Source organism: Hwangdonia sp. (assembly GCF_048381975.1).
GTDB classification, from domain to species: domain Bacteria; phylum Bacteroidota; class Bacteroidia; order Flavobacteriales; family Flavobacteriaceae; genus Hwangdonia; species Hwangdonia seohaensis.
On the sequence record NZ_JBLWYT010000001.1, the window covers coordinates 432,515 to 455,073 of the forward strand.

The 22,559-nt window shown below is 36.2% G+C and carries 21 protein-coding genes; 8 read left to right on the top strand and 13 right to left on the bottom strand.

All coding sequences use genetic code 11. From position 1 onward, the window contains the following. The 3 genes from ACN5J7_RS01875 (at position 1) to tsaB (ending at position 3,410) form a co-directional block, all read left to right on the top strand. Positions 1-1,119, top strand: a complete 1,119-nt coding sequence (locus tag ACN5J7_RS01875) for an efflux RND transporter periplasmic adaptor subunit (protein ID WP_418602430.1) — start codon at positions 1-3, stop codon at positions 1,117-1,119. Then, positions 1,103-2,491, top strand: coding sequence for a TolC family protein (locus tag ACN5J7_RS01880; RefSeq protein WP_418602431.1), 1,389 nt, complete (start codon positions 1,103-1,105; stop codon positions 2,489-2,491). The genes ACN5J7_RS01875 and ACN5J7_RS01880 overlap by 17 nt, the downstream gene beginning before the upstream one ends. 241 nt (positions 2,492-2,732) lie before the next feature. After that, complete coding sequence (gene tsaB, locus ACN5J7_RS01885) at positions 2,733-3,410, top strand: tRNA (adenosine(37)-N6)-threonylcarbamoyltransferase complex dimerization subunit type 1 TsaB (RefSeq protein WP_311937289.1); 678 nt, start codon at positions 2,733-2,735, stop codon at positions 3,408-3,410. Here tsaB and ACN5J7_RS01890 read toward each other — a convergent pair. From ACN5J7_RS01890 to ACN5J7_RS01910, 5 genes are all read right to left on the bottom strand, one after another. Next, the gene (locus tag ACN5J7_RS01890; protein WP_311937291.1) at positions 3,407-4,222 is read right to left on the bottom strand and encodes a mechanosensitive ion channel family protein; all 816 of its coding nucleotides are present in this window, start codon (positions 4,220-4,222) and stop codon (positions 3,407-3,409) included. The genes tsaB and ACN5J7_RS01890 overlap by 4 nt on opposite strands. Positions 4,223-4,238: 16 nt before the next feature. Next, on the bottom strand, positions 4,239-4,595 hold the full coding sequence (locus ACN5J7_RS01895) for a DUF1304 domain-containing protein (RefSeq protein WP_311937293.1): 357 nt from the start codon (positions 4,593-4,595) through the stop codon (positions 4,239-4,241). Beyond that, entirely contained in the window at positions 4,592-6,628 is a 2,037-nt protein-coding gene (locus ACN5J7_RS01900) for a thioredoxin domain-containing protein (RefSeq protein WP_418602432.1), read from the bottom strand. Before ACN5J7_RS01900 ends, ACN5J7_RS01895 begins: the two co-directional genes overlap by 4 nt. Before the next feature lie 147 nt (positions 6,629-6,775). Further along, the gene (locus ACN5J7_RS01905) at positions 6,776-6,976 is read right to left on the bottom strand and encodes a dodecin family protein (RefSeq protein WP_311937295.1); all 201 of its coding nucleotides are present in this window, start codon (positions 6,974-6,976) and stop codon (positions 6,776-6,778) included. Positions 6,977-7,082: 106 nt separating this feature from the next. Continuing rightward, on the bottom strand, positions 7,083-7,985 hold the full coding sequence (locus ACN5J7_RS01910; protein ID WP_311937297.1) for a NifU family protein: 903 nt from the start codon (positions 7,983-7,985) through the stop codon (positions 7,083-7,085). Between the two features lie 142 nt (positions 7,986-8,127). On the opposite strand from ACN5J7_RS01910, the gene ACN5J7_RS01915 reads away from it, so the two are divergent. Then, positions 8,128-9,132 (top strand): type IX secretion system membrane protein PorP/SprF, encoded by a 1,005-nt coding sequence (locus ACN5J7_RS01915; protein WP_311937301.1) that lies wholly within the window; start codon positions 8,128-8,130, stop codon positions 9,130-9,132. 142 nt (positions 9,133-9,274) lie between these two features. On the opposite strand, the gene ACN5J7_RS01920 is transcribed toward ACN5J7_RS01915, so the two are convergent. Then, complete coding sequence (locus tag ACN5J7_RS01920) at positions 9,275-10,426, bottom strand: vWA domain-containing protein (protein ID WP_418602433.1); 1,152 nt, start codon at positions 10,424-10,426, stop codon at positions 9,275-9,277. A gap of 249 nt (positions 10,427-10,675) precedes the next feature. Here ACN5J7_RS01920 and ACN5J7_RS01925 point away from each other — a divergent pair, with 249 nt between their 5' ends. Genes ACN5J7_RS01925 through ACN5J7_RS01940 form a run of 4 tightly spaced genes read left to right on the top strand, consistent with a single transcriptional unit; the run spans position 10,676 to position 14,511 of the window. Continuing rightward, positions 10,676-12,850, top strand: coding sequence for a histidine kinase (locus ACN5J7_RS01925; protein ID WP_418602434.1), 2,175 nt, complete (start codon positions 10,676-10,678; stop codon positions 12,848-12,850). A gap of 2 nt (positions 12,851-12,852) precedes the next feature. Beyond that, positions 12,853-13,200: a hypothetical protein gene (locus ACN5J7_RS01930; protein ID WP_418602435.1), complete on the top strand. Its 348-nt coding sequence runs from the start codon at positions 12,853-12,855 to the stop codon at positions 13,198-13,200. A 27-nt stretch (positions 13,201-13,227) separates the two neighbouring features. Beyond that, the gene (locus tag ACN5J7_RS01935) at positions 13,228-13,962 is read left to right on the top strand and encodes a LytTR family DNA-binding domain-containing protein (RefSeq protein ID WP_311937312.1); all 735 of its coding nucleotides are present in this window, start codon (positions 13,228-13,230) and stop codon (positions 13,960-13,962) included. A gap of 33 nt (positions 13,963-13,995) precedes the next feature. After that, complete coding sequence (locus tag ACN5J7_RS01940) at positions 13,996-14,511, top strand: gamma carbonic anhydrase family protein (RefSeq protein ID WP_418602436.1); 516 nt, start codon at positions 13,996-13,998, stop codon at positions 14,509-14,511. 357 nt (positions 14,512-14,868) lie between these two features. Here ACN5J7_RS01940 and murI read toward each other — a convergent pair whose 3' ends face one another. The 7 genes from murI to ACN5J7_RS01975 form a co-directional block, all read right to left on the bottom strand. Next, positions 14,869-15,648, bottom strand: a complete 780-nt coding sequence (gene murI, locus ACN5J7_RS01945) for a glutamate racemase (RefSeq protein WP_418602437.1) — start codon at positions 15,646-15,648, stop codon at positions 14,869-14,871. A 79-nt stretch (positions 15,649-15,727) separates the two neighbouring features. After that, positions 15,728-16,234, bottom strand: a complete 507-nt coding sequence (locus ACN5J7_RS01950) for an OmpH family outer membrane protein (RefSeq protein ID WP_418602438.1) — start codon at positions 16,232-16,234, stop codon at positions 15,728-15,730. Between the two features lie 43 nt (positions 16,235-16,277). Then, positions 16,278-17,348: an OmpH family outer membrane protein gene (locus tag ACN5J7_RS01955; protein WP_418602439.1), complete on the bottom strand. Its 1,071-nt coding sequence runs from the start codon at positions 17,346-17,348 to the stop codon at positions 16,278-16,280. Positions 17,349-17,546: 198 nt separating this feature from the next. Continuing rightward, positions 17,547-20,159: a BamA/OMP85 family outer membrane protein gene (locus ACN5J7_RS01960; protein ID WP_418602829.1), complete on the bottom strand. Its 2,613-nt coding sequence runs from the start codon at positions 20,157-20,159 to the stop codon at positions 17,547-17,549. Then, positions 20,131-20,871 carry an isoprenyl transferase gene (locus ACN5J7_RS01965; RefSeq protein ID WP_418602440.1) on the bottom strand — a complete coding sequence of 247 codons (741 nt, stop codon included), beginning with the start codon at positions 20,869-20,871 and terminating at the stop codon, positions 20,131-20,133. Before ACN5J7_RS01965 ends, ACN5J7_RS01960 begins: the two co-directional genes overlap by 29 nt. A 1-nt stretch (position 20,872) precedes the next feature. Beyond that, positions 20,873-21,562, bottom strand: a complete 690-nt coding sequence (locus ACN5J7_RS01970) for a DUF6089 family protein (protein ID WP_418602441.1) — start codon at positions 21,560-21,562, stop codon at positions 20,873-20,875. Positions 21,563-21,674: 112 nt separating this feature from the next. Further along, entirely contained in the window at positions 21,675-22,559 is an 885-nt protein-coding gene (locus tag ACN5J7_RS01975; protein ID WP_418602442.1) for an NAD kinase, read from the bottom strand.

The following is a 22,559-nucleotide window of genomic DNA, read 5'->3' on the forward strand; positions in this document are numbered from 1 at the left end:
ATGAACAAAACAGTAAAGATTATTTTTGGAATAGTTGCTATTATAGCATTGGCATTTGTTTTAAAGTATTTTAAAGATGCCAACTCAAAATCTATTGAAGATTTTAAAGTGGAGGAACCATTTTACACATCCATCAACACCAAAGCTGTGGCAACAGGCAAATTAAATCCCGAGGAAGAGATTGAACTGAAACCTCAAATATCTGGGATTGTTGATAAAATTCTTGTTGAAGAAGGCGATATTGTTAGTAAAGGCGATTTGATTGCAAAAATTAGAGTGGTGCCAAACGAGCAAAGTTTGGTAAGCGCAAAAAGCCGTATTTCGTCTTCAAAATTATCATATGATAATGCCAAAACACTATATGATAGAAATAAGACCTTGTTTGAAAAAGGCGTGATTTCCCAACAAGATTTCGAAAACAGCGAGCTCTCTTTCAATCAGGCAAAGGAGTCACTCGCACAGGCCCAAAATGATTATCAGATTATTAAACGAGGTTCAATTTCTGGCGGAAGTTCTGCCAATACCAACATTGTAGCCCAAATACCGGGTACTATTTTAGAAATCCCCGTACGCGAAGGCGATCAAGTTATTCAAAGTAATAATTTTAATGCAGGTACGACCATTGCTACTATAGCCGATATGAGCAAAATGATTTTTGAAGGTAAAGTAGATGAAGCCGAAGTTGGAAAATTACAAGAAGGCAAGGAGATTAGAGTCTTGTTGGGTGCTATTACCGACAAAGAATTTCCAGCAAAACTAACCTTTGTGGCACCAAAAGGACAAGAAGAAAACGGCGCGGTACAGTTTACCATAAAAGCCGATGTGGAGGTTGAACAAAGCACCAATATTAGAGCAGGCTATAGCGCCAATGCCGAAATTGATATTGAAGCTAAAGACAGTGTTCTGGCAATAAGAGAGGCATTACTGCAATACAATAGAATTACCGAAAAACCATTTGTTGAAATATTGGACGGCGAAAATAAATATAGAAAAGAAAATGTAACTCTTGGGTTATCCGATGGGATTAATGTTGAAATAACCGAAGGTGTAAAAGAAGGCGATAAAATTAAAGTTTGGAATAAAGCATCAAAAGACAATGAAGATGATGAAAATGATTAATGAAAGTCAACGTGTCCAGCAAAGTTTAAGAAACCTTGTAGGTATAAAGCAAACCATTTTATTGTTTAGTATACTGTTTACGGTATTATCATTCTCTCAGCAAAAAAAATGGACCTTGCAGGAATGTGTCGCACATGCTTTAGAACATAACATAACGGTAAAACAAACCGAAAACAGTTTGCTTATAAACAAGCAGGATATAGTAGCGGCTAAAGGGCAATTTTTGCCATCAATTAGCGGAAGCACCGGCCATAGTTTGGGTATTGGGACACAGCGAATTGATATTGGCGAAACCCAAGTAATTGTTGATAGAACTTCAAACAGTACAAGGTTTGGGGTTGGTGCCAATCAAACCATTTTTGATGGGTTTAGACTCACCAATCTGTATAAACAATCGAACTTAAATCTTGAAATAAACAAACTTGAATTAAGTAGAATTAAAGATGATATTTCCTTAAACGTTGTCAATGCCTATTTAAATACGCTATTCAATAGAGAGAATTTAGAAACGGCAAAAGCACAATTCGATTTCAGCCAGAAACAACTTAAGCAAGTACAGGATTTGGTTGACGCCGGTGTACAGCCCAAAGCTAATATTTATGATGCCGAAGCCACTTTAAGTAGAGATGCACAACAAGTTACCATTGCGGAAAACAATTTTAATTTGGCGCTGCTTACCTTATCGCAATTATTGCAAGTGCCTTTTAATGGATTTGATGTGGAAATTATAGAAATTGACACACCATCTGAAGCTTTATTGTACGGCGATGTTACACCGGTTTTAAATTATGCCTTGAACAACCGAAGCGAAATTAAAATAGCTGAAATGAATATTGAAAATGCCGAATTGAACACCGAAATATCTAAAGGTGGCTTTTTGCCAAGTGTAACATTGGGTTATGGTTTTAACACCAATGCTTTCTATTCTAATATTATTAAAAACGAAGCGGCTTTTTTAGATCAATTGAATAATCAGAAATCGCATAGTTTTAATTTAAACGTGAATATCCCTATTTTTTCAAGATTTCAGAATAAAACCGCGGTTGCAAAATCTAAAATTCAAGAAACAAATAGTAAACTGCGATTAGATCAAGCTAAGTTAGATTTAGAGGCTAACATTCAACGGGCCTATACCGATGCCCAAGCGGCACTAAAAGCCTATGTAGCTGCAAAAAAATCATTAACATCTCAAGAATTGGCTTTTAATAATTCAAAAGAACGCTATGATATTGGTAATATGACGGCGTTTGATTTAGAACAGGCCAGAATACAATTTATAAACGCACAATCATCGTTAATAAACGCGAAATACGATTTTGTTTTCAAAACAAAAGTATTGGATTTTTACATGGGTAAATCTTTAATTGATTGATGTTTTTAGGCTTTCTAAATAAGTGTAACGTCATTGCGAAGGAGGCATAACTGTGGCAATCTGTTTATTCTGAATCTGAAATTTAATTAAAATAAATTATAAACAGATTCTCACGTCGCACTTTGGTGCTCCTCAGAATGACCAAAATATTAGACCTGTCAGGTTTTTATCCCAAAGCTTCGGGATTTGACAGGTCTTTCTTTTTTATTTATTCCTATTTTTGAATCTTAAAAAGAACTTTATGAGTACGCTTATACTAAACATAGAAACGGCAACAACCAATTGTTCGGTCTCACTTTCAAAAGATGGTGAGATTTTGGTTTTAAAAGAAGATAACGGCAAAAACTATTCGCATGCCGAACGGTTGCATCTTTATATTGATGATGTTTTAAAAGAAGCAGAAATCGAATCCAACAATTTGGATGCCATTGCCATTAGCAAGGGTCCTGGCTCTTATACCGGACTGCGCATTGGGGTTTCGGCGGCAAAAGGACTGTGTTTTGCATTGGATAAACCTTTAATTTCGGTGTCGACCTTAGAGGCTTTGGCACATCAAGTTAAAACAGATAGTGGCGTAATAGTAGCTATGCTCGATGCCAGACGCATGGAGGTGTATTCAGCGATTTACGATATAAATTACAACCAAATACGGGGTACACAAGCCCAAGTTTTAGAGGAAAACGCTTTCGCGGAATATTTAGAAAACGGAAATGTGTATTTTATAGGTAATGGGGTTGAAAAAACAAAAACATGCATCAATCATCCAAATGCTGTTTTTATCGAAAACAAACTGCCTTCCTCAAAAGAAATGGGCATATTGGCTTATAACAAATACAAAAAAAACGACACCGAAGATGTCGCTTATTTTGAACCGTATTACTTAAAGGATTTTGTGGCATTAAAGCCTAAAAAAACTTAACCTTTTTTCTGTATTTCAACCCGATGTGGGTAAGGAATATCAATGCCAGCAGCATCAAGTGCTTCTTTGGTACGTTCAATAATATCAAAATTCACCGCCCAATAATCTTCTTTATTAACCCAAACTCTGGTGAGAAAGTTAATGGAGCTATCCGCCAATTCCGAAACATTTATTGTAGCTTCAGGTTCTTTTAAAACGGAAGGATTGGATTGAATGACACTTAATATCACTTCTTTTGTTTTTTTAATATCGGAATCATAACCAACTCCAAAGGTAAAGTCCACACGTCTTGTCGCTTCGGTACTAAAATTTGTGATGTTGCCGTTAGAAAGACTTCCGTTAGGAATAATAACTTCTTTATTGTCGGGTGTCGTTAATTTGGTTGTAAATATTTCAATTTCCTTAACGGTTCCAGCTTCACCTTGCGCATTAATAAAATCACCAATTTTAAAGGGTTTAAAAATCATAATTAAAACACCACCCGCAAAATTACCCAACGAACCTTGTAAGGCCAAACCAATAGCTAAACCTGCGGCAGCTAAAATGGCGGCAAACGATGTGGTTTCTACCCCAACCGTACCGAGTACAACAACTATTAAAATAATTTTAAATATCCAGCCTAAAAGGTTTAACAGGAATTTTTGAAGACTCTCATCATAATCTCTTTTAGACATTATTTTTTTAGTGGTCTTCAGGATTTTTTTAATCACCCATGAGCCAATAACCCAAATAAGAACGGCTCCGATAATTTTTAGTCCGTAATCTAAAGCTAACTGTAGCCACTTTTCTGTATCGATGTTTTCTAAATTCATATTATCATTTTATTTTTTAGTTGATAAATATTGCAATGAGTGCAGCAATTGCTGGTATGCTCTGAACATAAAACAATTTAATTTGCTTTGTGGAATAAGACCCATAAATACCTGCAATAGTCACACAAACAAGAAAAAATATGGCTGTATTTATATCATTCTGAATGATGGAATACACCAAACCAGCAGCCAAAAAACCATTGTACAAGCCTTGGTTGGCAGCAAGAACCTTGGTGTCTTCGGCAAATGCTTTCGATTTTAATCCAAATGTTTTTATGCCTTTTGGTTTGGACCAAAAAAACATTTCCAAGATTAAAAAATAAACATGCTCAAAAGCTACAAAGGATATTAAAACGGTGGTTAAAAGTGTCATTCTTTTATAAATTTAATGGCATCTTTTACCTCGGTAACCGGGAGCTTGCAGGCTTTGTTAACACATACGTAAATAAATGTATTTCCCGGATTAAACCGATTTTCCAATAAAGGCATGTTGTTTTCTGATGAGCTTGCCGCTATCAGTTTATTAGGTAAATAGGTTTTGTTTAACTCTGTTATTTTTTGTTTTGCATCGGCGCCCACAATGGCAACCTCGTAATAAGGTTGGGCATAATTAAGCATTAAATCGAACCAATTGGAGTAGCCGGACGGATATTCCATCATTTCAGGTTTTACGTTGTTAAGCATGCTCATAGCTGTTTTGCTGAAATGCTCGTTATCAAAATAATGCGATAATTTAAAAAGGTTTTTCGCCATAATGGAATTGCTCGCCGGAATCACATTATCGCGATATTCTATACTTCTTGATACCAACGATTCATCTTGGTTTGAGGTGAAATAAAACATTTTGCTTTTTTCATCGAAAAAGTGATCGAACGTGTAGTTTGCCAAATCTCTTGCAACGTTTAACCAGGTTTCGTTTAAGGTGTTTTCGTATAATGCTAAAAAGGCATCAATGGTGGCCGAGTAATCTTCAAGATAACCGTTAATGGTGCTTTTTCCATCTTTGTACGTATGGTTCAACCCGCCGTCTTCACGCAGCATATTATTTATGATAAAGTTGGCGTTTTTTTCCGCGGAAGCGAGATAATCTTCATTACCAAAAACACGGTACGCATCAGCATAACCTTTAAGCATTAAAGCATTCCACGAGGTAAGTGTTTTATCGTCAAGCCTTGGTTTGGCTTTTTTATTGCGCGCTTTGAATAGCGTATTTTTCCACTCAGCTTTCTTTTTATTTAAGGTTTCAATAGATAAATTGTGTTTTTTAATGATGGAGGCATCATCGTCTTTTCTAATTAAAACATAATTGTCGTGTTCCCAAAAACCATAGTTATTTACATTATAATAATCTGAAAACAGTTCAAAATCATCTTTTAAAAGGGTTTGTAATTCGGCTTTTTTCCAAACGTAAAACGCGCCTTCTTCAAGTTTACCCTCGGGTGTGTTGCTATCGGCATCCAGCGAGGAGTAAAATGCGCCATTTTCAGTCGTCATATCACGCTTTATATATGCTAACGTTTCGGTAACAATATCTTTGTATAATTTGTTCTTTGTGATGAGGTAGGCATCGGCATATAAACTAACCAATTGCCCATTGTCGTAAAGCATTTTTTCAAAGTGAGGCACATGCCATTTGGTATCGACGGCATAGCGCGAAAAACCACCTCCAATTTGATCGTAAACACCGCCATAAGCTATTTTTGTTAACGTAAGGTTTACATAATCCTGCAGCTTTTTATCGTTGGTTTGATACGCATAACGGAGTAAAAAATGATAATTATTGGGCATCATAAATTTTGGCGCTCTATTCATGCCGCCTTCATTATTATCAAAATGTTTAGACCAATTTGTTAGGGCTTCATCGATGTAACTTTTTTCAAAAACCGGCTCATCGGTGTTTAATGTAACCACATCTAAAGCTTTAATACCTTGCTCTAATTTATCGGCATATTCGTAAAGTTTATCGGGCGTTTCAACGTAAAGTTTAGAGATTTGCTCCAAAGCATCCATCCACTGTTCTTTTTTAAAATAGGTACCGCCCCAAACCGGCCTGCCGTCGGGCAGGGCAATAACATTAAGTGGCCAACCGCCACTCCCGGTCATTAGTTGTACGGCACTCATGTAAACTTGGTCTACATCTGGTCGTTCTTCTCTATCAACCTTAATATTGATGAAATTTTTATTCATGACTTGTGCCACCAAACTGTCTTCAAAACTTTCGTGTTCCATCACGTGACACCAATGGCAAGCGGCATAACCTACACTAATGAGTATAAGTTTGTTTTCTTTTTTAGCTTTAGCTAAAGTTTTTGAACTCCACGGGTTCCAGTTTACCGGATTATGGGCGTGTTGCAGTAAATACGGACTGGTTTCGTTAATAAGGTCGTTTGTATATTTATGTTTCATGGTGTTTGAATTCTGACCTTTACAGCTAATTAAAGAGATAAAAAAAAGGGATAATAGTATGTGTTTCATGTTTTCAAAGTTAACGAAAATTGGGCATAAAAAAAGCGTTCAATTGATGAACGCTTATATTTTAAAATAAATGTAAATTTAATCGACTTCGAAAGTGATTTTTAAGTTTACCCTAAATTCTGTAACCTCCCCATCTTTTACAATGGCACTTTGCTCTTTAACGTATACCGAACGTATATTTTTCACACTCTTTGAAGCGTGTTTTACTGCTTTTTTAGTAGCGTCTTCCCAACTTTTTTCTGAGTTTGATAATATTTCAATTACTTTTAATACAGCCATAATTCGTTTTTTTAAAGGTTATTACTTATCTGTTTGATTTAAAGATACTTGTTTTTAATTAGACACAGATAAATTTAAAAAGTCACCAATAAAAATTATGCAAATATTATCCGTTTATGGCTTCAACCATATTTACTTTTCCGGGAAGCATTTGTTTTAACATGTTTTCTATACCGCTTTTTAAAGTGTAAGTTGACGATGGGCAGCCACTACAAGCACCTTGCAGCATAACGCTTACATTTTTGCTTTCAGCATCGTAAGAAATAAATTGAATGTTACCACCATCGCTGGCTACCGCTGGCTTAACATATTCTTCAAGAATGTTAACGATTTCTTTTGAAGTATCATCTAAATTCTCAAACTGACTGTCTAATTGATCTGTCGATTTTTTTAAAGCGTCAACAGCTTCGGGCAAAACAACATCTTTTCCGTTTTCAATATAGCTTCTAATAAACTCTCGGAGTTCGATATTAATATCTTGCCATTCGGCCATATCGTATTTGGTGATAGACACGTAATTCTCGTCAATAAAAACACTTTTAACAAACGGAAAATGAAATAACTCCGTGGCCAATGGCGATAGTTTCGCGTCATCAATTGAAGTAAATTCAAACAATGTGGTCACTATTTTTTTATTGGCAACAAATTTCATTACCGACGGGTTTGGCGTGCTTTCGGCATAAACGGTAACGGGCACTTTTTTAGGTGCATTGGTTTCTTCAACCACAACGCCGCCATCGTTTAAATAGGTTTCAATTTGTTCTGCCATTTCATCTTTAACATCGTCCCATTCCACAATATTGTAACGCTCAACAGCTATAAAATTACTAGTGATGTAAACCTTTTTTACAAAGGGCAAATAAAACAATTGTTGTGCTAAAGGCGATGCTTTTGCTTCGTCTATATTGTTAAACTCGAAACTTTGGTGCTTGGTTATAAATTGATTTAACTCAAATTTTACTATCGCGTTGTTGGATGTTTCCTGCACAGAAACCTTGAAATTATTCATTTTAGCTAATTTTTTACAAAAATACTAAAAGAAAACCAAGATATGCATATATTTGAGTTTAGTGTATTTTATTTTTAGATGTAATTTTTTAAAAATTAAAACGTTTGTAATAAACCCAAAAACCTACTTGGTAAAAAAAATTATGAAATTGAAGAATATCTTTATGATAGCTATCGGCGTATTATTTGCTCACACGGCTACGTCGCAAGAAGGTTTACCAATATATACAGATTATTTAACCGATAATTATTACCTCATCCATCCATCCATGGCAGGAATTGCCAATTGCTCAAAGGTTAGGTTAACCTCGCGCCAGCAATGGTTTGGGCACGAAGATGCGCCAAGGCTTACCACTTTAAGCTTAAATGGAAGAATTGGCGATACACCATCTGCAATTGGTGGTATTTTATATACCGATAAAAACGGGTACCATTCCCAGTCGGGAGCCTATGCCACTTATGCGCACCACTTGTTGTTTTCAAGAAACGAAGTAGATTTAAATATGCTTTCTTTTGGTATAAGCGCGGGTTTTATACAGTATAAACTAGACGAAACCAGTTTTTTGTTTGACGGACCAGATGCCATAATTGATGGTATTGTGCAAAACGAAACCAATTTTAATATCGATTTAGGGTTCTCATATCATTTTTTGGATTACTACGCGCATGCCACCGTTAAAAATGTATTGAAAAATGCCGGTGTAAATAACGATGTTGAAATTACGAGTAACTTAAGACGCTACTTGCTTTCCGTTGGAGGTGTATTTGGAAAATTAGGAAGCTCATGGAGTTACGAACCTTCCATAATGTTTCAGTATAAAGATGGCACAAAAGAAGCTTCAATCGATGTAAACGGAAAAGTCTATAAAGACATGGATTTTGGTAAAGTTTGGGCTGGCTTATCGTACCGACAAAGCTTTGATGGTGCGGAATATTTAATTAACAATAACACGGTTAAAAGCCAAAAATTACAACAGTTTACACCCATTTTAGGCATCGATTACAAGCAATTTATGTTTGCTTACACCTATACTTATCAAAACAATTCGGTAGTATTTACAAGTGGTGGTTTTCATCAATTAACCTTAGGGTTTAATTTTGCTTGTAAAAGAAAACGCTACGAATGTAGATGTCCTGCTGTAAATTAAATTTTTTGAAGTAATAGCTGTCATTGCGAAGAGGTACGACGTGGCAATCTGTTTAATCTAATCGACTTATTTTAACACAACAAGTTTGAATTTATAAGATTACTTCAGTCATACCTCCTGCGTAATGACAAGTTTTTGGTTTTTAATCCCAAGTATACTTTTTTCTTTTGGCTTGTTCTTTAATCGCTTTGGTCATGGCATTTTCCAATCCGTTTGAGTTTTCTTTTTTATGATCTAAAATATAGAGTTTACGCTTGTTGTTTAATTCTTGAATTTGCTTTTGAATATTCTCGCGCTCAATGCGCTTTTTAGCAACGTAAGCTTTAATTTGGGTTTCCGATTTCCCCTTTAAAACTTCTGGTAATTGGCTTTCTTTTATATCATCATAATTAAAGTCCTTTTCTTCTTCAGCATCCACCAAATCCCAAGATTTGTTTTTGTATAAATGCGAACTTTTACTTACCGTTCTGCTTACTGCATTGGCTTTACTGTATAACCCTGCATTGGTATCTTGTTCCGCCTGGAGCGCTATTTTTTGTCTTCCGGCCTGACCGTAAATCACATAGGTTTTGTTCAGTTTTTGATTTAAAATTAAAATTTCATCATCATAAGGCGATGCAATATGCACCGTAGCATTGTTTTGGTTTATGGCCATATAATCGCCATTTGTTAAACTTGCGCCATCTTTCCAAGACGTTGAAATACCTTGTCGGTAATCGCCACAAAAAATGGTGTTAATGGTCACATCTTTTTCTTTTGCGTTAGTCGAAGCGTCTTTGTAGTTTGTTTTTCCTTGAGTAAAAGGCTCGTTTCCTGCGATAAAAATAAGTTTTAAATCGTCTGGATTATCGCCCCATTTTAATTGGTTTAACGACGTTTGAATGACTTGTCCGCAATATTCTTCGCCACCATTTGTGGTTAACGAAAACAGCTCTTTTGAAATCTCGTCAAGGTCTTCGCTAAAGCCTAAAACCTGCCGGATATAACCTTCGTCGCTATTTAATCGGTCGTTGCCGTATTCGTATAAGGCAATCTGTAAATCGGGTTTATTGTTGCCGCATTTGGCGTACGATAATTCGTTTACAATATCCCAAAGTTGTGCTTTGGCTTGGTCTATTAAACCGTCCATACTATTGCTCGTATCTAGCAAAAGCGCTACTTTAATGTACTGTTTACTGGGTTTGTGCCCTGTTACTTGTGCGAAATCTGTGTTTGTTTTTTTGCTGTTTGCATTGCAGGCCGTAAAACCAATTAGCGCGATGCTAAAAAGGAATGTTTTTAAATAAGTTTTCATAATACTATTGTTTTTTGATTTAATGAAGGTTTTTCGAAATGCCCATTTTGGGCTTTTTGATTAGCGTAAAACTAAAAGCAACTTTCTTCTTAAAAAAAGCAGAATGAGTAAAACGGCATGTAAAATGAGCGAACGAAACCTTTGAATGCGTAAACGCTTCCTTTCCATATTAAAAACCAGGGGCATTTTAAAATCCTCATTTTATTATAACAAAGAAAGTGCGTAAGTTTATCTATTATAAAGTAACCCATGAAGTTATTAGTGAAATACATTCCTTTTTTGTGCCTTGTTTTTAGCGCGGGTTTTATGCTAGCGCAGGAACGAAACGATGTTATAAGTACAGAAAAGCGATTTGCGGTGCGTGGTTCTGTAGTTGAAAGCGATACCAACAACCCAATACCCAATGTAAATATCGAGGTTAGTGGTGGCGCATACACTACAACCGATGCCTTTGGCGAGTTTAGAATTGAAGCCAAAAAAGGCGACGAGCTGATTGTAAGGCATAAAGATTTTGAAACCGTTTACTATATTATTAAGAGTAGCGAGCGCATTAAAGTTGAGGTTCAGCCCAATAAAATGGACGAATATGAAAGTGAACTTTTTAAATCGAGAGCTGCTACCCAGGTTTTTAAATCGCTTATTGATTCTGCCGAAGTGTATTTAAAAAAGGATGCCAAAAAGAGTATTCAGTTTGTATCTGATGCTTTAAAAGACAGCAAATCGGTTAAAGAAAATAGCGAAGCTTACGAGGTTTTGGGCGATGTGTATATGCATTGGAAACAGTACGATTTAGCCGTTTCAAATTACCGAATAAGCATTCAAAACAGGGCGACCAATACCGTTAAAATTAAACTGGCAAAAGCCTATCAGCTCAATAAAAATTATCAAGAAAGTCTGGCTACTTACAACGATATCGATAAAACCGAGCTCTCTAATTGGCAATTGGTTGTGCTTTATGAAGGCGTTGGCGATGTGCACCAAAACACCAAAACCTTTGACGCGGCAATTGATGCTTATACCGAGGGTTTAAAGGTGGCACAAAAGCATTTGATAACCCCGAAGGTGACCGACTTAAATTCTAAAATAGCACAGGTTTATGATGCCAAAGGAGAATCGCAAAAAGCAAAGGGCTACTTTAACGAATCGTTAAAACTGGCTAAAACCCAAAACAAAAAAAGGGGCGTTGAAGAGAAAATTAAAGTCGCCGATTTTCAGAATAATTTAAGCGATTATTCCAGCGAAATTGAATTGCGAAAGGAAGCCTTGGAAGCCATAAACGAAATAGAAAGCGATTCGGTTTTCGATAATGAAAGCGCCTTAACGCCCCAAAAACAAAACTATAAAATTGGTAATGCCTATGCTTTGCAAAAGGATTTTGGTCAAGCCATAACCTATCTTGAAAAAAGTATTGAGGAAGCCGATGATAAAGAAGATTTAATCGTTCAAAAAGATGCCACCAGAAAATTGTCTGAAGTGTTACGTGATGCCGGCGAGTTTGATAAAGCCCTTGTTGCCTACCAAAAGTATGTGGATTTGGTGGACAAAGTGTACTCAAAAAAAGAACAGGAAATTTCGCAGGCCGCCCGATTTAGCAAAGACATTGTTAGCAAACAAAACCGGATTTTAAGTTTAGAAAGCGATAGAGCACTTTCAGAAAGTAAATACCAACTTAATATCCAGCAGGCGCGCACACAAAAACTCATTATTTACTCTTTAATCGGCGGTGTTTTATTGCTGTTGGTTACGGCATTTTTAATGTTTAAATACATTAAGCAACAGCGATTGGCAAACAATTTGTTGGCATTAAAAACCTTGCGCAGCCAAATGAATCCGCACTTTATTTTCAACGCTTTAAATTCGGTAAATAGTTTTATCGCGTCAAATGATGAACGGACGGCAAACAAATATCTATCGGATTTTTCATTGTTAATGCGAGCCGTTTTGGAGAATAGCGAAGAAGATTTTATTCCCTTGGAAAAAGAAATCGAGCTTTTGGAACTTTACACCAAATTGGAGCATTTTAGATTTAAAGATAAATTTGATTACAACATAACGGTCGATAAAAATATTAACGGCAGCGATTTTGTAATTCCGCCCATGCTCTTGCAACCCTATATTGAAAATGCCGTTTGGCACGGGTTACGGTATAAGAAAACAAAAGGGCATTTAAATATAGAAATTACTCAAAATAAAGCTGATGAAATAAAAATTACCATTACCGATGATGGCATTGGAAGAGAAAAGTCGAAAGCCTTAAAAACCGAAAACCAGCAAAAGCAAAACTCAAAAGGCATGGGAAACATTAAAAAACGCGTATCGATTTTGAATGCTATGTACAAAGATAAAGTCGATGTTTTTATTGACGATTTTCAAAATAAAGAAGACAAAGGGACCAAAGTAATTGTAACATTAAAAAAAGATTGATTATGAATTCAAGAGCATTTTTAGTCTTATTAGCTTTTTTGATTACATCATGCAAAGCCGCAAAAGAAAAGAAATTATGTTTGGAAAATGTGAAAGATAAAATGACTCTTAATATTAATAGTTTTCAAGAACTTACATCTTATATTAAAATTGAAAACGAAGATTTGGAAGAAATATTATGGATAATTGATGGAGTTCCAGTAGAAGATTATTTAATTGTTAATACTATAAATAAAAAAGATTTCGATTTATTAAAAGTGGATTATTTACCTAAAGCTAAAACATTATCGTTTTGTAAACCATCAACAAAAGTAGTTTTGATTTTAACGAACAACTGCTTAAAGAAATAATACAAATAGACAATAAGGAATACCAACATGAAACTAACCTCAATCATAGTCGAAGACGAAGAGACCAGCAGACAAATTCTAAAGAATTACCTAAAAAAATACTGCCCAAACGTTACGGTTTTGGGCGAAGCAGAAAATGTTGAAGAAGCCTTGGTGTTAATTAGAAACAACGATTTGGATTTGGTGTTTCTCGATGTGGAAATGCCCTATGGCAACGCCTTCGATTTGCTCGATAAAGTAGGCGATATCAATTTTGAAACCGTATTTGTAACCGCGTACAATCATTATGCGATAGACGCTTTAAATGCCCACGCCTCCTATTATTTAATGAAACCAATTTCTATCGACGAGCTCATTAAAGCCGTCGATTACGTTACCGAAATAAAAACCAAGGAAGAGGCACTCCAAAACCAAGTATTGGTTCCAAAAACAAATACGGTTAACGGTAAAATAACCATTCCACAGCAAAACGGTTTCGAGGTTATTAACACCTCCGATATTCTGTATTGTAAAGCCGACGATAACTACACCGAAATCTACCTTAATACGAATAAAAAGAAAGTGGTAAGTAAAACACTTAAATATTTTGAAGATATTTTAAAGGATAGTGGTTTTGCCCGTGTGCACAAATCGCATTTGGTCAATGTAAACGAAGTGGTAAAATATATGAAAGGCAAAGGCGGAAGCGTAATACTTAGCAACGGCAAGGAAATTATGGTTTCAGCATCAAAAAAATCAGCTTTGTTATCGTATTTTAAATAGTCAATAATCAATAGAAAATAATCAATTCAAGTGATGCCAATAATAAAACCAGTAAACGGAAAACATCCACAAATCCCAAACGATTGTTATATCGCCGAAAACGCTACCATTGTCGGCGATGTCGAAATGGGCAACCAATGCAGCGTATGGTTTAGTGCCGTAATTCGCGGCGATGTACATTACATAAAAATGGGCAATAAAGTCAATGTACAAGACGGCGCGGTGATACACGCTACTTTTCAAAAATCGCCCACAAACATTGGCAACAACGTGTCCATTGGTCACAATGCCATCGTACACGGTTGCACCATTCACGACAATGTTTTGGTGGGCATGGGCAGTATAATCATGGACGATTGCATCGTAGAAAGCAACAGCATTATTGCGGCAGGAGCCGTGGTTACGCAAAACACAAGGGTAGAAGCGGGCAGTATTTACGCTGGGGTTCCGGCAAAAAAAGTAAAGGATATTAGCCAAGAACTCATTTCGGGCGAAATAGACCGTATTGCCAATAATTATATTAAGTATTCGGGTTGGTTTAAAAAGTAATCTTCCTTCGAGTGATTCTGGTTTTTTTATTGGGGTTGTACTTCGACAAGCTCAGCAGAACTATTGAGAAGTTGGGCGTTACCACAACCCTTCGACTGCGCTCAGGGCAAGTGGTCGGGCTTTACCCATTGGTCTTTATTTCAAATTAATGAAATTCGTGAATATAAATATTTCTGCAGTCGCTTCCTCCTGTGTCGGCGAGCTCCAACAAACCTGTACTGAGCGGAGTCGAAGTATGCCTCAATCCCTAACGCAAAATAATACGTCATTGTGAAGAACATTTCTAATTTTCTGTGGTAACCTGTCAATCGATTATGAGATTATCACGTCGTTGCACTCCTCATAATGGCATTCCAATTAAAAATCCAGATAATCCACCTGGTATTTTCCATCTAAAAGCGATTGCATCACTTCAGGATTTCCATTGGTGAAAAACCCGTTTTTAATATTTAAAGTTTGAGTGTTAAGCAAATTATGTTTTTCTAAAACAGCTTTGGTTTGTCGCGCCACAGCTTCTCCCGAATCTATAATTTTCACATGACTTGGTAACAAATCAATAAGCAAAGGCATTAAATAGGGGTAATGCGTACAGCCTAAAACCAAGTAATCAATGTGGGCATCCAGCATGGGTTGTAAATACAGTTTCAGTAAGGTTCGCATTTCCTCAGAATGTAATTTTCCGCTTTCAATAAGTTCTACAATACCTTCTCCAACTTGTTCAACTACATTAATATTGCTGGCAAATAATCCCGAGGTTTTCGAGAATAACGTACTGCTTAAAGTACCTTTGGTAGCTAAAATCCCAATCGCATTGGTTTTGGTTTGTAAAGCCGCCGGTTTTATGGCAGGTTCAATGCCGATAAATGGCACATTATAGGTTTTGCGTAAATAGTCAATGGCATTGGTGGTTGCGGTGTTACAAGCAACAACAATAAGTTTACAGTTTTTGCTCAGTAAGTATTCGGTGTTTTTTATGCTCAGCTTAATAATGGCTTCTTTTCCTTTTGGACCATAGGGCGCATTGATGCTATCGGCCAAATAAATCGTGTTTTCGTTAGGTAAAAGAGAATGAATTTCTTTCCATATAGATGTGCCGCCAACACCAGAATCGAAAATACCAATAGGGAGTTTACTCATAAGCCCATAAATTTAGGTAATAAAAATAAAAAAGCCACCTTGTTTAAGGCAGCTTTTAAATTATTTAATTAAGGGTAGTTTAAATACCTAATTCTTTTTTTACATCGTCAAGCAGGTTTTTGCCATCTGCCATAATCATAACCCCTTGTGCAGAATCTAAAACATAATCAAAACCTTGAGCTCTCGCTACTTTTAAAATAGCTGTTTTGGCTTTTTCCGTAATAGGCTTTAAAAGCTCCATTTCTTTGGTTTGTAAATCTTGTTGTGCTTGCCCTTGAAACTGACGGATATTTTGCTCCATAGTTTGTACTTCTTGAGCTCTTTTAGTATTCTCTTCTTGGGTTTTTGAAGAAGCTTCAGCATCGTATTGCTTTACCTTGTTTTGAAATTCGGTAGCCATATTTTGAATATCTGTTTGGTATGTTTTACCAAGTGTTTCAAGTTGTGTTTGTGCTGCTTTCATTTCTGGCATAGCAGTAATTAAATCCTGTGTGTTTATATGGGCAACTTTACTTTGAGCTTGTGTAAAACTAACTGTTCCTATACATAATGCCGTTGCTAATAAAATAGTTTTAAATTGTTTCATTTTTAAAAAGTATTAAAGTATTAATGTGTTATAAATTGTTTTGTTAATTATTGTTTATACTGTCTTTTGTTTTTTGGCGTTCTTCCAATATTTTTTTCTTTCTATCCTCAAGTGCTTTTTTCCTTGCTTCTCTTTCTTTTAGTTTCTTTTGTCTGTTTTCTTCAATTAGTTGTGCTTTTGTTTTGGTTTCTCCGGTTGTGTTTTCATCAGCGGATTTACCCGTTTCAGCGCCTGTTGTTTTGTTTTTTGCATCTAGTTTAGCTTGCTTCGCTTTAGCACGATCGTCCAATATTTTTTGGCGTCTTTCGGCGGCAGCTTTTACCTTAGCTTCGCGAGCCGCTAATTTTTCTTGTCTTGCTTTTTCAACGGCACTTTCCCTGGCTGCCTTTTTTTCTTCTAACGCCTTTTCGCGCTCTTCCAATTCTAAATTAACCTCTGGTACAACCTCTTCGCCCTCAACTGCTTTTCGTTCGGCTTTGGTTTGTACTTGTTTGCGTTTTGATGCTCTTTTGATGCTTCTTAAAATCTGTTCGCTTAAATCGAATTGTTTTGCCGAATACAGCATCACAACATCAGCAGATTTATCGAATATAAAATCGTACTTTCTGCTTCCGGCCAAATCTTGCACTGCGGCAAAAATTTGATCTTGTATGGGCTGCATCAATTGCTTTTTCTGAATCATTAAATCGCCATTTGGCCCAAAACGCTTTTGTTGGTAATCTAATATTTCTTGTTCCTCAAAAGTTATATCTTCATCGCGTTCATCAATAAGTGTCTTTGTTAAAAGTGCTTTTTCGTTGCTTAAATCCTTTCGTTTTTGTTCAACTGCACTCAATTTAGCTTGAATTTCAGAATTCCATTTCTGAGCCTTTTCATCTAATTGTGCCATGGCTTCTTGGTATTCCGGAACGTTTTCTAAAATATACTCGGTGTCTATATAACCAATTCGAACACCGCGTTGTGCATGTATCGACAGGCTTAATGTAAACATTACTATCAGTAAAAAAAGAACTTTTAATTTCATGTGGCTATAAATACCTCTATTTTTTGACACATGCAACTCAGATATATTATTTTGTTCAAACTTTAAATTTTTCAACAATGTTTGTTTCATCTGTTTAATATTTTTATAATTTATTGGCTATAAATTCTAAAATAGACAGATGATGGTTTGGTTTTAATTCTGTCATTTTTTGAATTGTATCTTCAAAATTAACGAATTTTAATCTGAAAAATTTCAATTCTTACTCAAATCATCTAGTTGTTATTAGAAAATATCGTGCCAAAGTAAATTTTACTATATCAATAATGATTAAAACTGTTGTCCTATTATAAAGTGCGTTTCCCAACCATTCTTTACAGTTTCCCCTGGTAAGGCATCGAATCCATGACCAAAATCAATCCCTAATAAACCAAACGCCGGCATGAAAATACGAATCCCTAAACCAGCAGATCGTTTAATGCTGAATGGGTTGTAATCTCTAAAACTGTTATAAGATGCACCGCCTTCTAAAAAGCCCAATGCATAAATTTTTGCTGATGCTTTTAATGTAATTGGGTAACGAAGCTCTAATGAAAACTTGTTGTAAATCGTGCCACCATCTTGATCGGATAACGATTGATTTGGGTATCCACGAAGCGCGATAGATTCTCTTCCATCTAAACTATAACTGCCTAAACCATCGCCACCAACAAAGAAACGCTCAAAAGGAATTACCCCTCTATCATTGTTGTAAGCTCCTAAAAATCCAAATTCGGCACTTGGTTTTAATACAAGGTCTTTTACAATTTCCGCGTACCAATCGGCTTTAAAGTTTATTTTATAAAACTCCAACCATTTGTAACGCTCTTGGTCAATTTCCCCAACTCTGTCTGAGGCTTCGGTTCTTTCATCAATAGGTCTGGTTGAATCGCCCACTATAACCTCCAATGCATCGCGTTCTTCTTTAAGTGCTTTATAGTTCACATCATTAAACAACGAATAAGGAACGGAAAACTTTGCGGTAGCCGAAAAATTTGAACCACCCGTTGGGTAAATAGGATCAATTCGCGTGTTGTTTCTGCTTAAACCAATGGTGTATGATAAGTTGTTTGAGTCTCCATTTCCAAAAGTAAATAAGCCTGTGTTGTAGTTTTGTAAATCGTAGTGCTGAAAACTTACGGCTTGCGATAATGTAAAATAATCGTCTGGAACGGTTAAACGTTTTGCCAAACCAACTGAAATCCCCGTGATATTGAAACGCTTGCTTTTATCGGCATTTCGTGTAATGGGGTTGTATAAAAACTGTTTGGTATGCGATAGCGATGTTGAAAACTGCACGGGTTTTTTACCACCCAACCAAGGCTCTGAAAACGAGAAACTATAGGTTTGGTAAAAACGACTGGCCTGTAAACGCAACGCTAATTTTTGCCCGTCGCCCATAGGGATGGGTTTATAAGCGTCTTTTTTAAAGATGTCCTTTATTGAAAAGTTGTTAAACGAAAGTCCAAGCGTACCAATAAAACCGCCGCCGCCGTAACCGCCTTGCAGTTCTATTTGGCTGGAACCTGTTTCTTTAACAGAATACTCCATATCAATGGTCCCTTCGTCTGGATTTGGGTTGTTAAAGTTTGGCGAGATTTCCTGGGCATCGAAAAAGCCCAATTGTCCCAATTCACGTACCGAACGCACCACGTTTTCTTTACTGTACAGCTGCCCAGGGCGTGTGCGTAACATACGGTAAATTACATGGTCGTTGGTTTTGTCGTTTCCAACAACCGATACTTTATTAAAATAGGCTGGTTTTCCTTCTGTTATTCTAATTTCCATATCAATAACATTTCCATCGGCATTGACTTCAACGGGATTGATAGACGAAAATAAATATCCGCTATTTTGATATAGGTTTGTGATGTCTGCGGCATCGGGTTTCGAGTTGTCCGCAATACGCTCTTGTAATAACACACCGTTATAGGTGTCGCCTTTGTTAATGCGTAAATATCGTCTTAATTGCTCGTTTGAATATACCGTATTACCAATAAAGGTAATATCGCCAAAGGTGTATTGCTCGCCTTCATTAACATTAATATGAAGTGAAACGGTTTTGTTATCGTCGTTTACGATTAAGCTATCCGATAAAATACGCGCATCTCTATAACCGTTTTCTTTATATTTATCAATGATTTTAGATAAATCTTCTTGATAAGCAGAATCAACAAACTTTGAGCGTTTTAAGATGCGGAGTCGGTTAATTTTTTTTGTGTTTTTCATGGCCTTTCTAAGCTTTTTATCGCTTAAAATGTCGTTGCCGTTAAATACAATATCCTTAACCTTAACTTTTTCGCCTTTGTCGATATTTACCACCATGTTTACCCTAGCTGTTTCTATAGAGTCTTTTACATCAATGGTATTTATAAGTATTTTGGTGTTGTAAAAACCTTCTTTTCTATATTTCTTATTAAGGAAGTTTTTGGTATTTGTAATCAGGTTTTCGGTTACTTTGGTGCCTTTTTTTAAACCAGCATCTTTAATAATGGCTTCTTTTTTACCTTTTTTTATGCCGTTTATTTTCAACTCGTTAAGCTGTGGTAAATCCGACAACCTAATTTCCAAATGCGCTACATCGCCTTCAATTTTGGTGATGTATATTTCTATATCGTTAAATAATTTTGAGTTCCAAAGTTTTTTTATGGCAGTGCTAATATCCTCTCCTGGGATAGTCATTTCCTTGCCTTTGCTTAAACCGGAATAAGTAACTATGGTTTGCTCGCTAAAACTGGTGTTGCCAGAAACAGTAACGCTTCCTAAGGTGTATTTTTTACCATCGCTATATGGTAATTCTTGTGCTTGAATGCTAAAACTGCACAATGTTATTATTGCTAATAAACAGTGTTTTAAAGTTGTCAAAGATAAAATATTAGCTAAGTTGTTCACTTGTTTTCCCAAATCGTCGTTCTCTTTTTTGATATTCAATAATAGCTTCGTACAAATGTTTCTTTTTAAAATCCGGCCAGAGTACATCGGTAAAATACAACTCTGCGTACGCTATTTGCCAGAGCAAAAAATTGCTTATGCGTTGTTCGCCACTGGTTCTAATAAGCAAATCTACATCTGGTAAATTTTGCGTGTAAAGATGCTTATTAATTATCGATTCATCAATTTTTTCGGGCGAAATTATATTATTTTTAACTTTAATACTAATCTCTTTAACAGTATTTAGGATTTCTTCCCTAGAGCCATAGCTTAAAGCTAGGGTTAAAGTCATTCTGTTATTGCTTTTTGTGCTGTTTATAACCTCATGCAATTCTTTATAGACTTTTTTAGGTAAGGTATTAAGATTGCCAATGGCCGAAAGTTTAATATTGTTGTCTTGAAGTGTTTTTATTTCTTTTTTTAATGAAGATACCAACAGCTTCATTAGGGTTTGCACTTCTAGTTTTGGGCGGTTCCAATTTTCGGTTGAAAACGCGTACAATGTTAGGTTTTCTATACCCAATTCAGCTGAAGCTTCAACCGTTTCACGAACCGCCTTGGTGCCGTTTTCATGCCCAAAAGCACGCAACATACCTTTTTGCTTTGCCCAACGGCCGTTGCCATCCATAATAATCGCAACGTGTTTTGGTAGTTTGTTAATGTGTATGTTTTCTTTTAAATTCATTTTAATCTGTAGGGCAATAGCAAGGGTTTAAGCCAAAAGTATAGGTTAGCGTTACACCCGAAAACACATACCAATCGTTATTGTTTATATTGCCAAATCTGTATTGTTGATTTGCTTGATTTTCTGGGAGGCTACCATCTATTCCATCAGAAAACGTGTAACGCGCCCCAACCTCGATAGCTACAATAATGTTGCCAAAAAGATTGGCTTTTGCACCCAACGCCATAGGTATACCGAAAGCCCAACTGGAACTGTTCTCCAGGGTTTGTACGCCATTTAAAAAATAATAGTTGTCATGCTTTGCCACACTTATGCCCGAATATATATATGGTGTCGCAATTTTTTCGCCGGTATGCAAATTGAAATCGAAAAAGGTAAACTCTATACCTGCCGAAATTTCCAATAAATTGGAATCGAATTTATAACCGCGCTGTATGCGCCTTGGGTCGTCTGAATCTATATCATCGGCCTTTAAATCAGAATATATCAACGAGGCTCTCCACGAGTGTCTCGGACTCGCATTCCATTTGTAAATTAATCCCAAAGTAGGGCTGTTTGGCGAGATGTAGTTTGTAGCTCCAACATCTCCAATAAAATTACTGCCACCCGCAAAAACGCCAATTTCGTTAATTTGAGAATGGCTTAATTGAAAGCTTAAAATGCTAAATGTTAATATGATTAAATACCTCATTGGTGTTCAAAAGTTTGCAAATATAATAAATAAGATTTGACTGTTACTATTTGAAGTAAACAGTATTTCTGTAAAACAGTTTTTCTTATAAATTATTGTTTTTTAGCAAGCCTTAATTGCGTTTGTCTTCGCCCCAAAGCAGTTTTTTTCGAAGGGTGTCTAAAAAGCTTTCATTTAAAAGGTCGATCATTTTAATTTTGAACGAGGCCTTTTTTATTTTAATCAACGTGCCGTTATCTAAAGTCGCAATTCTGGAATCGAGCGATACTAAATGCTGTTCTTCCCTGCCATCAACTTTTAGTTGTATTTCGGTGGTATCTGGAACCACCAAAGGGCGGGCACTTAAATTATGAGGTGCAATGGGCGTTAACACAAAGCTATTGGTGCCCGGTGTTATTACGGGGCCGCCGCAACTTAAAGAGTAGCCAGTTGAACCGGTTGGCGTTGAAACGATTAGGCCATCACTCCAATAGGATGTTAAATATTCGTTATCTAAATGGGTTTCAACCGTTATCATTGAGGTTGTGTTTTTTCGGCTAACGGTTACTTCGTTTAAGGCAAAATTAAGTGTTGTGATCGTATCGTTTTTTGGAGTGGTTTCAACGGCAAGTAAACTGCGTTCGGATATTTTGTACTTGCCATCAATAATATCTTGTATCGCGTTTTCAATACCATCAACCTGTATGGTTGCCAAAAAACCCAATCTGCCGGTATTAATGCCTATAATAGGAATGCCTAAATCTTGCACAAAAGTAATGGCTCGCAAAATGGTACCATCGCCACCAACACTTACCAACAAATCGAAAGAGGTGTCTAAGGCATCAAATGTTTTAAATGAGGTGTAGCCTTTTTTGTTGGGCTCTTCGTTTTTTATAAGGTTGAAAAATTCGGTTTCAATATAGGCATCTAAATTATTTTTCAATAAATAATTAAAAAGGGTTTCAACCGAAACGGTGGTGCGCTCATTGTAAAATCGTCCAAAAACAGCAACTTTCAT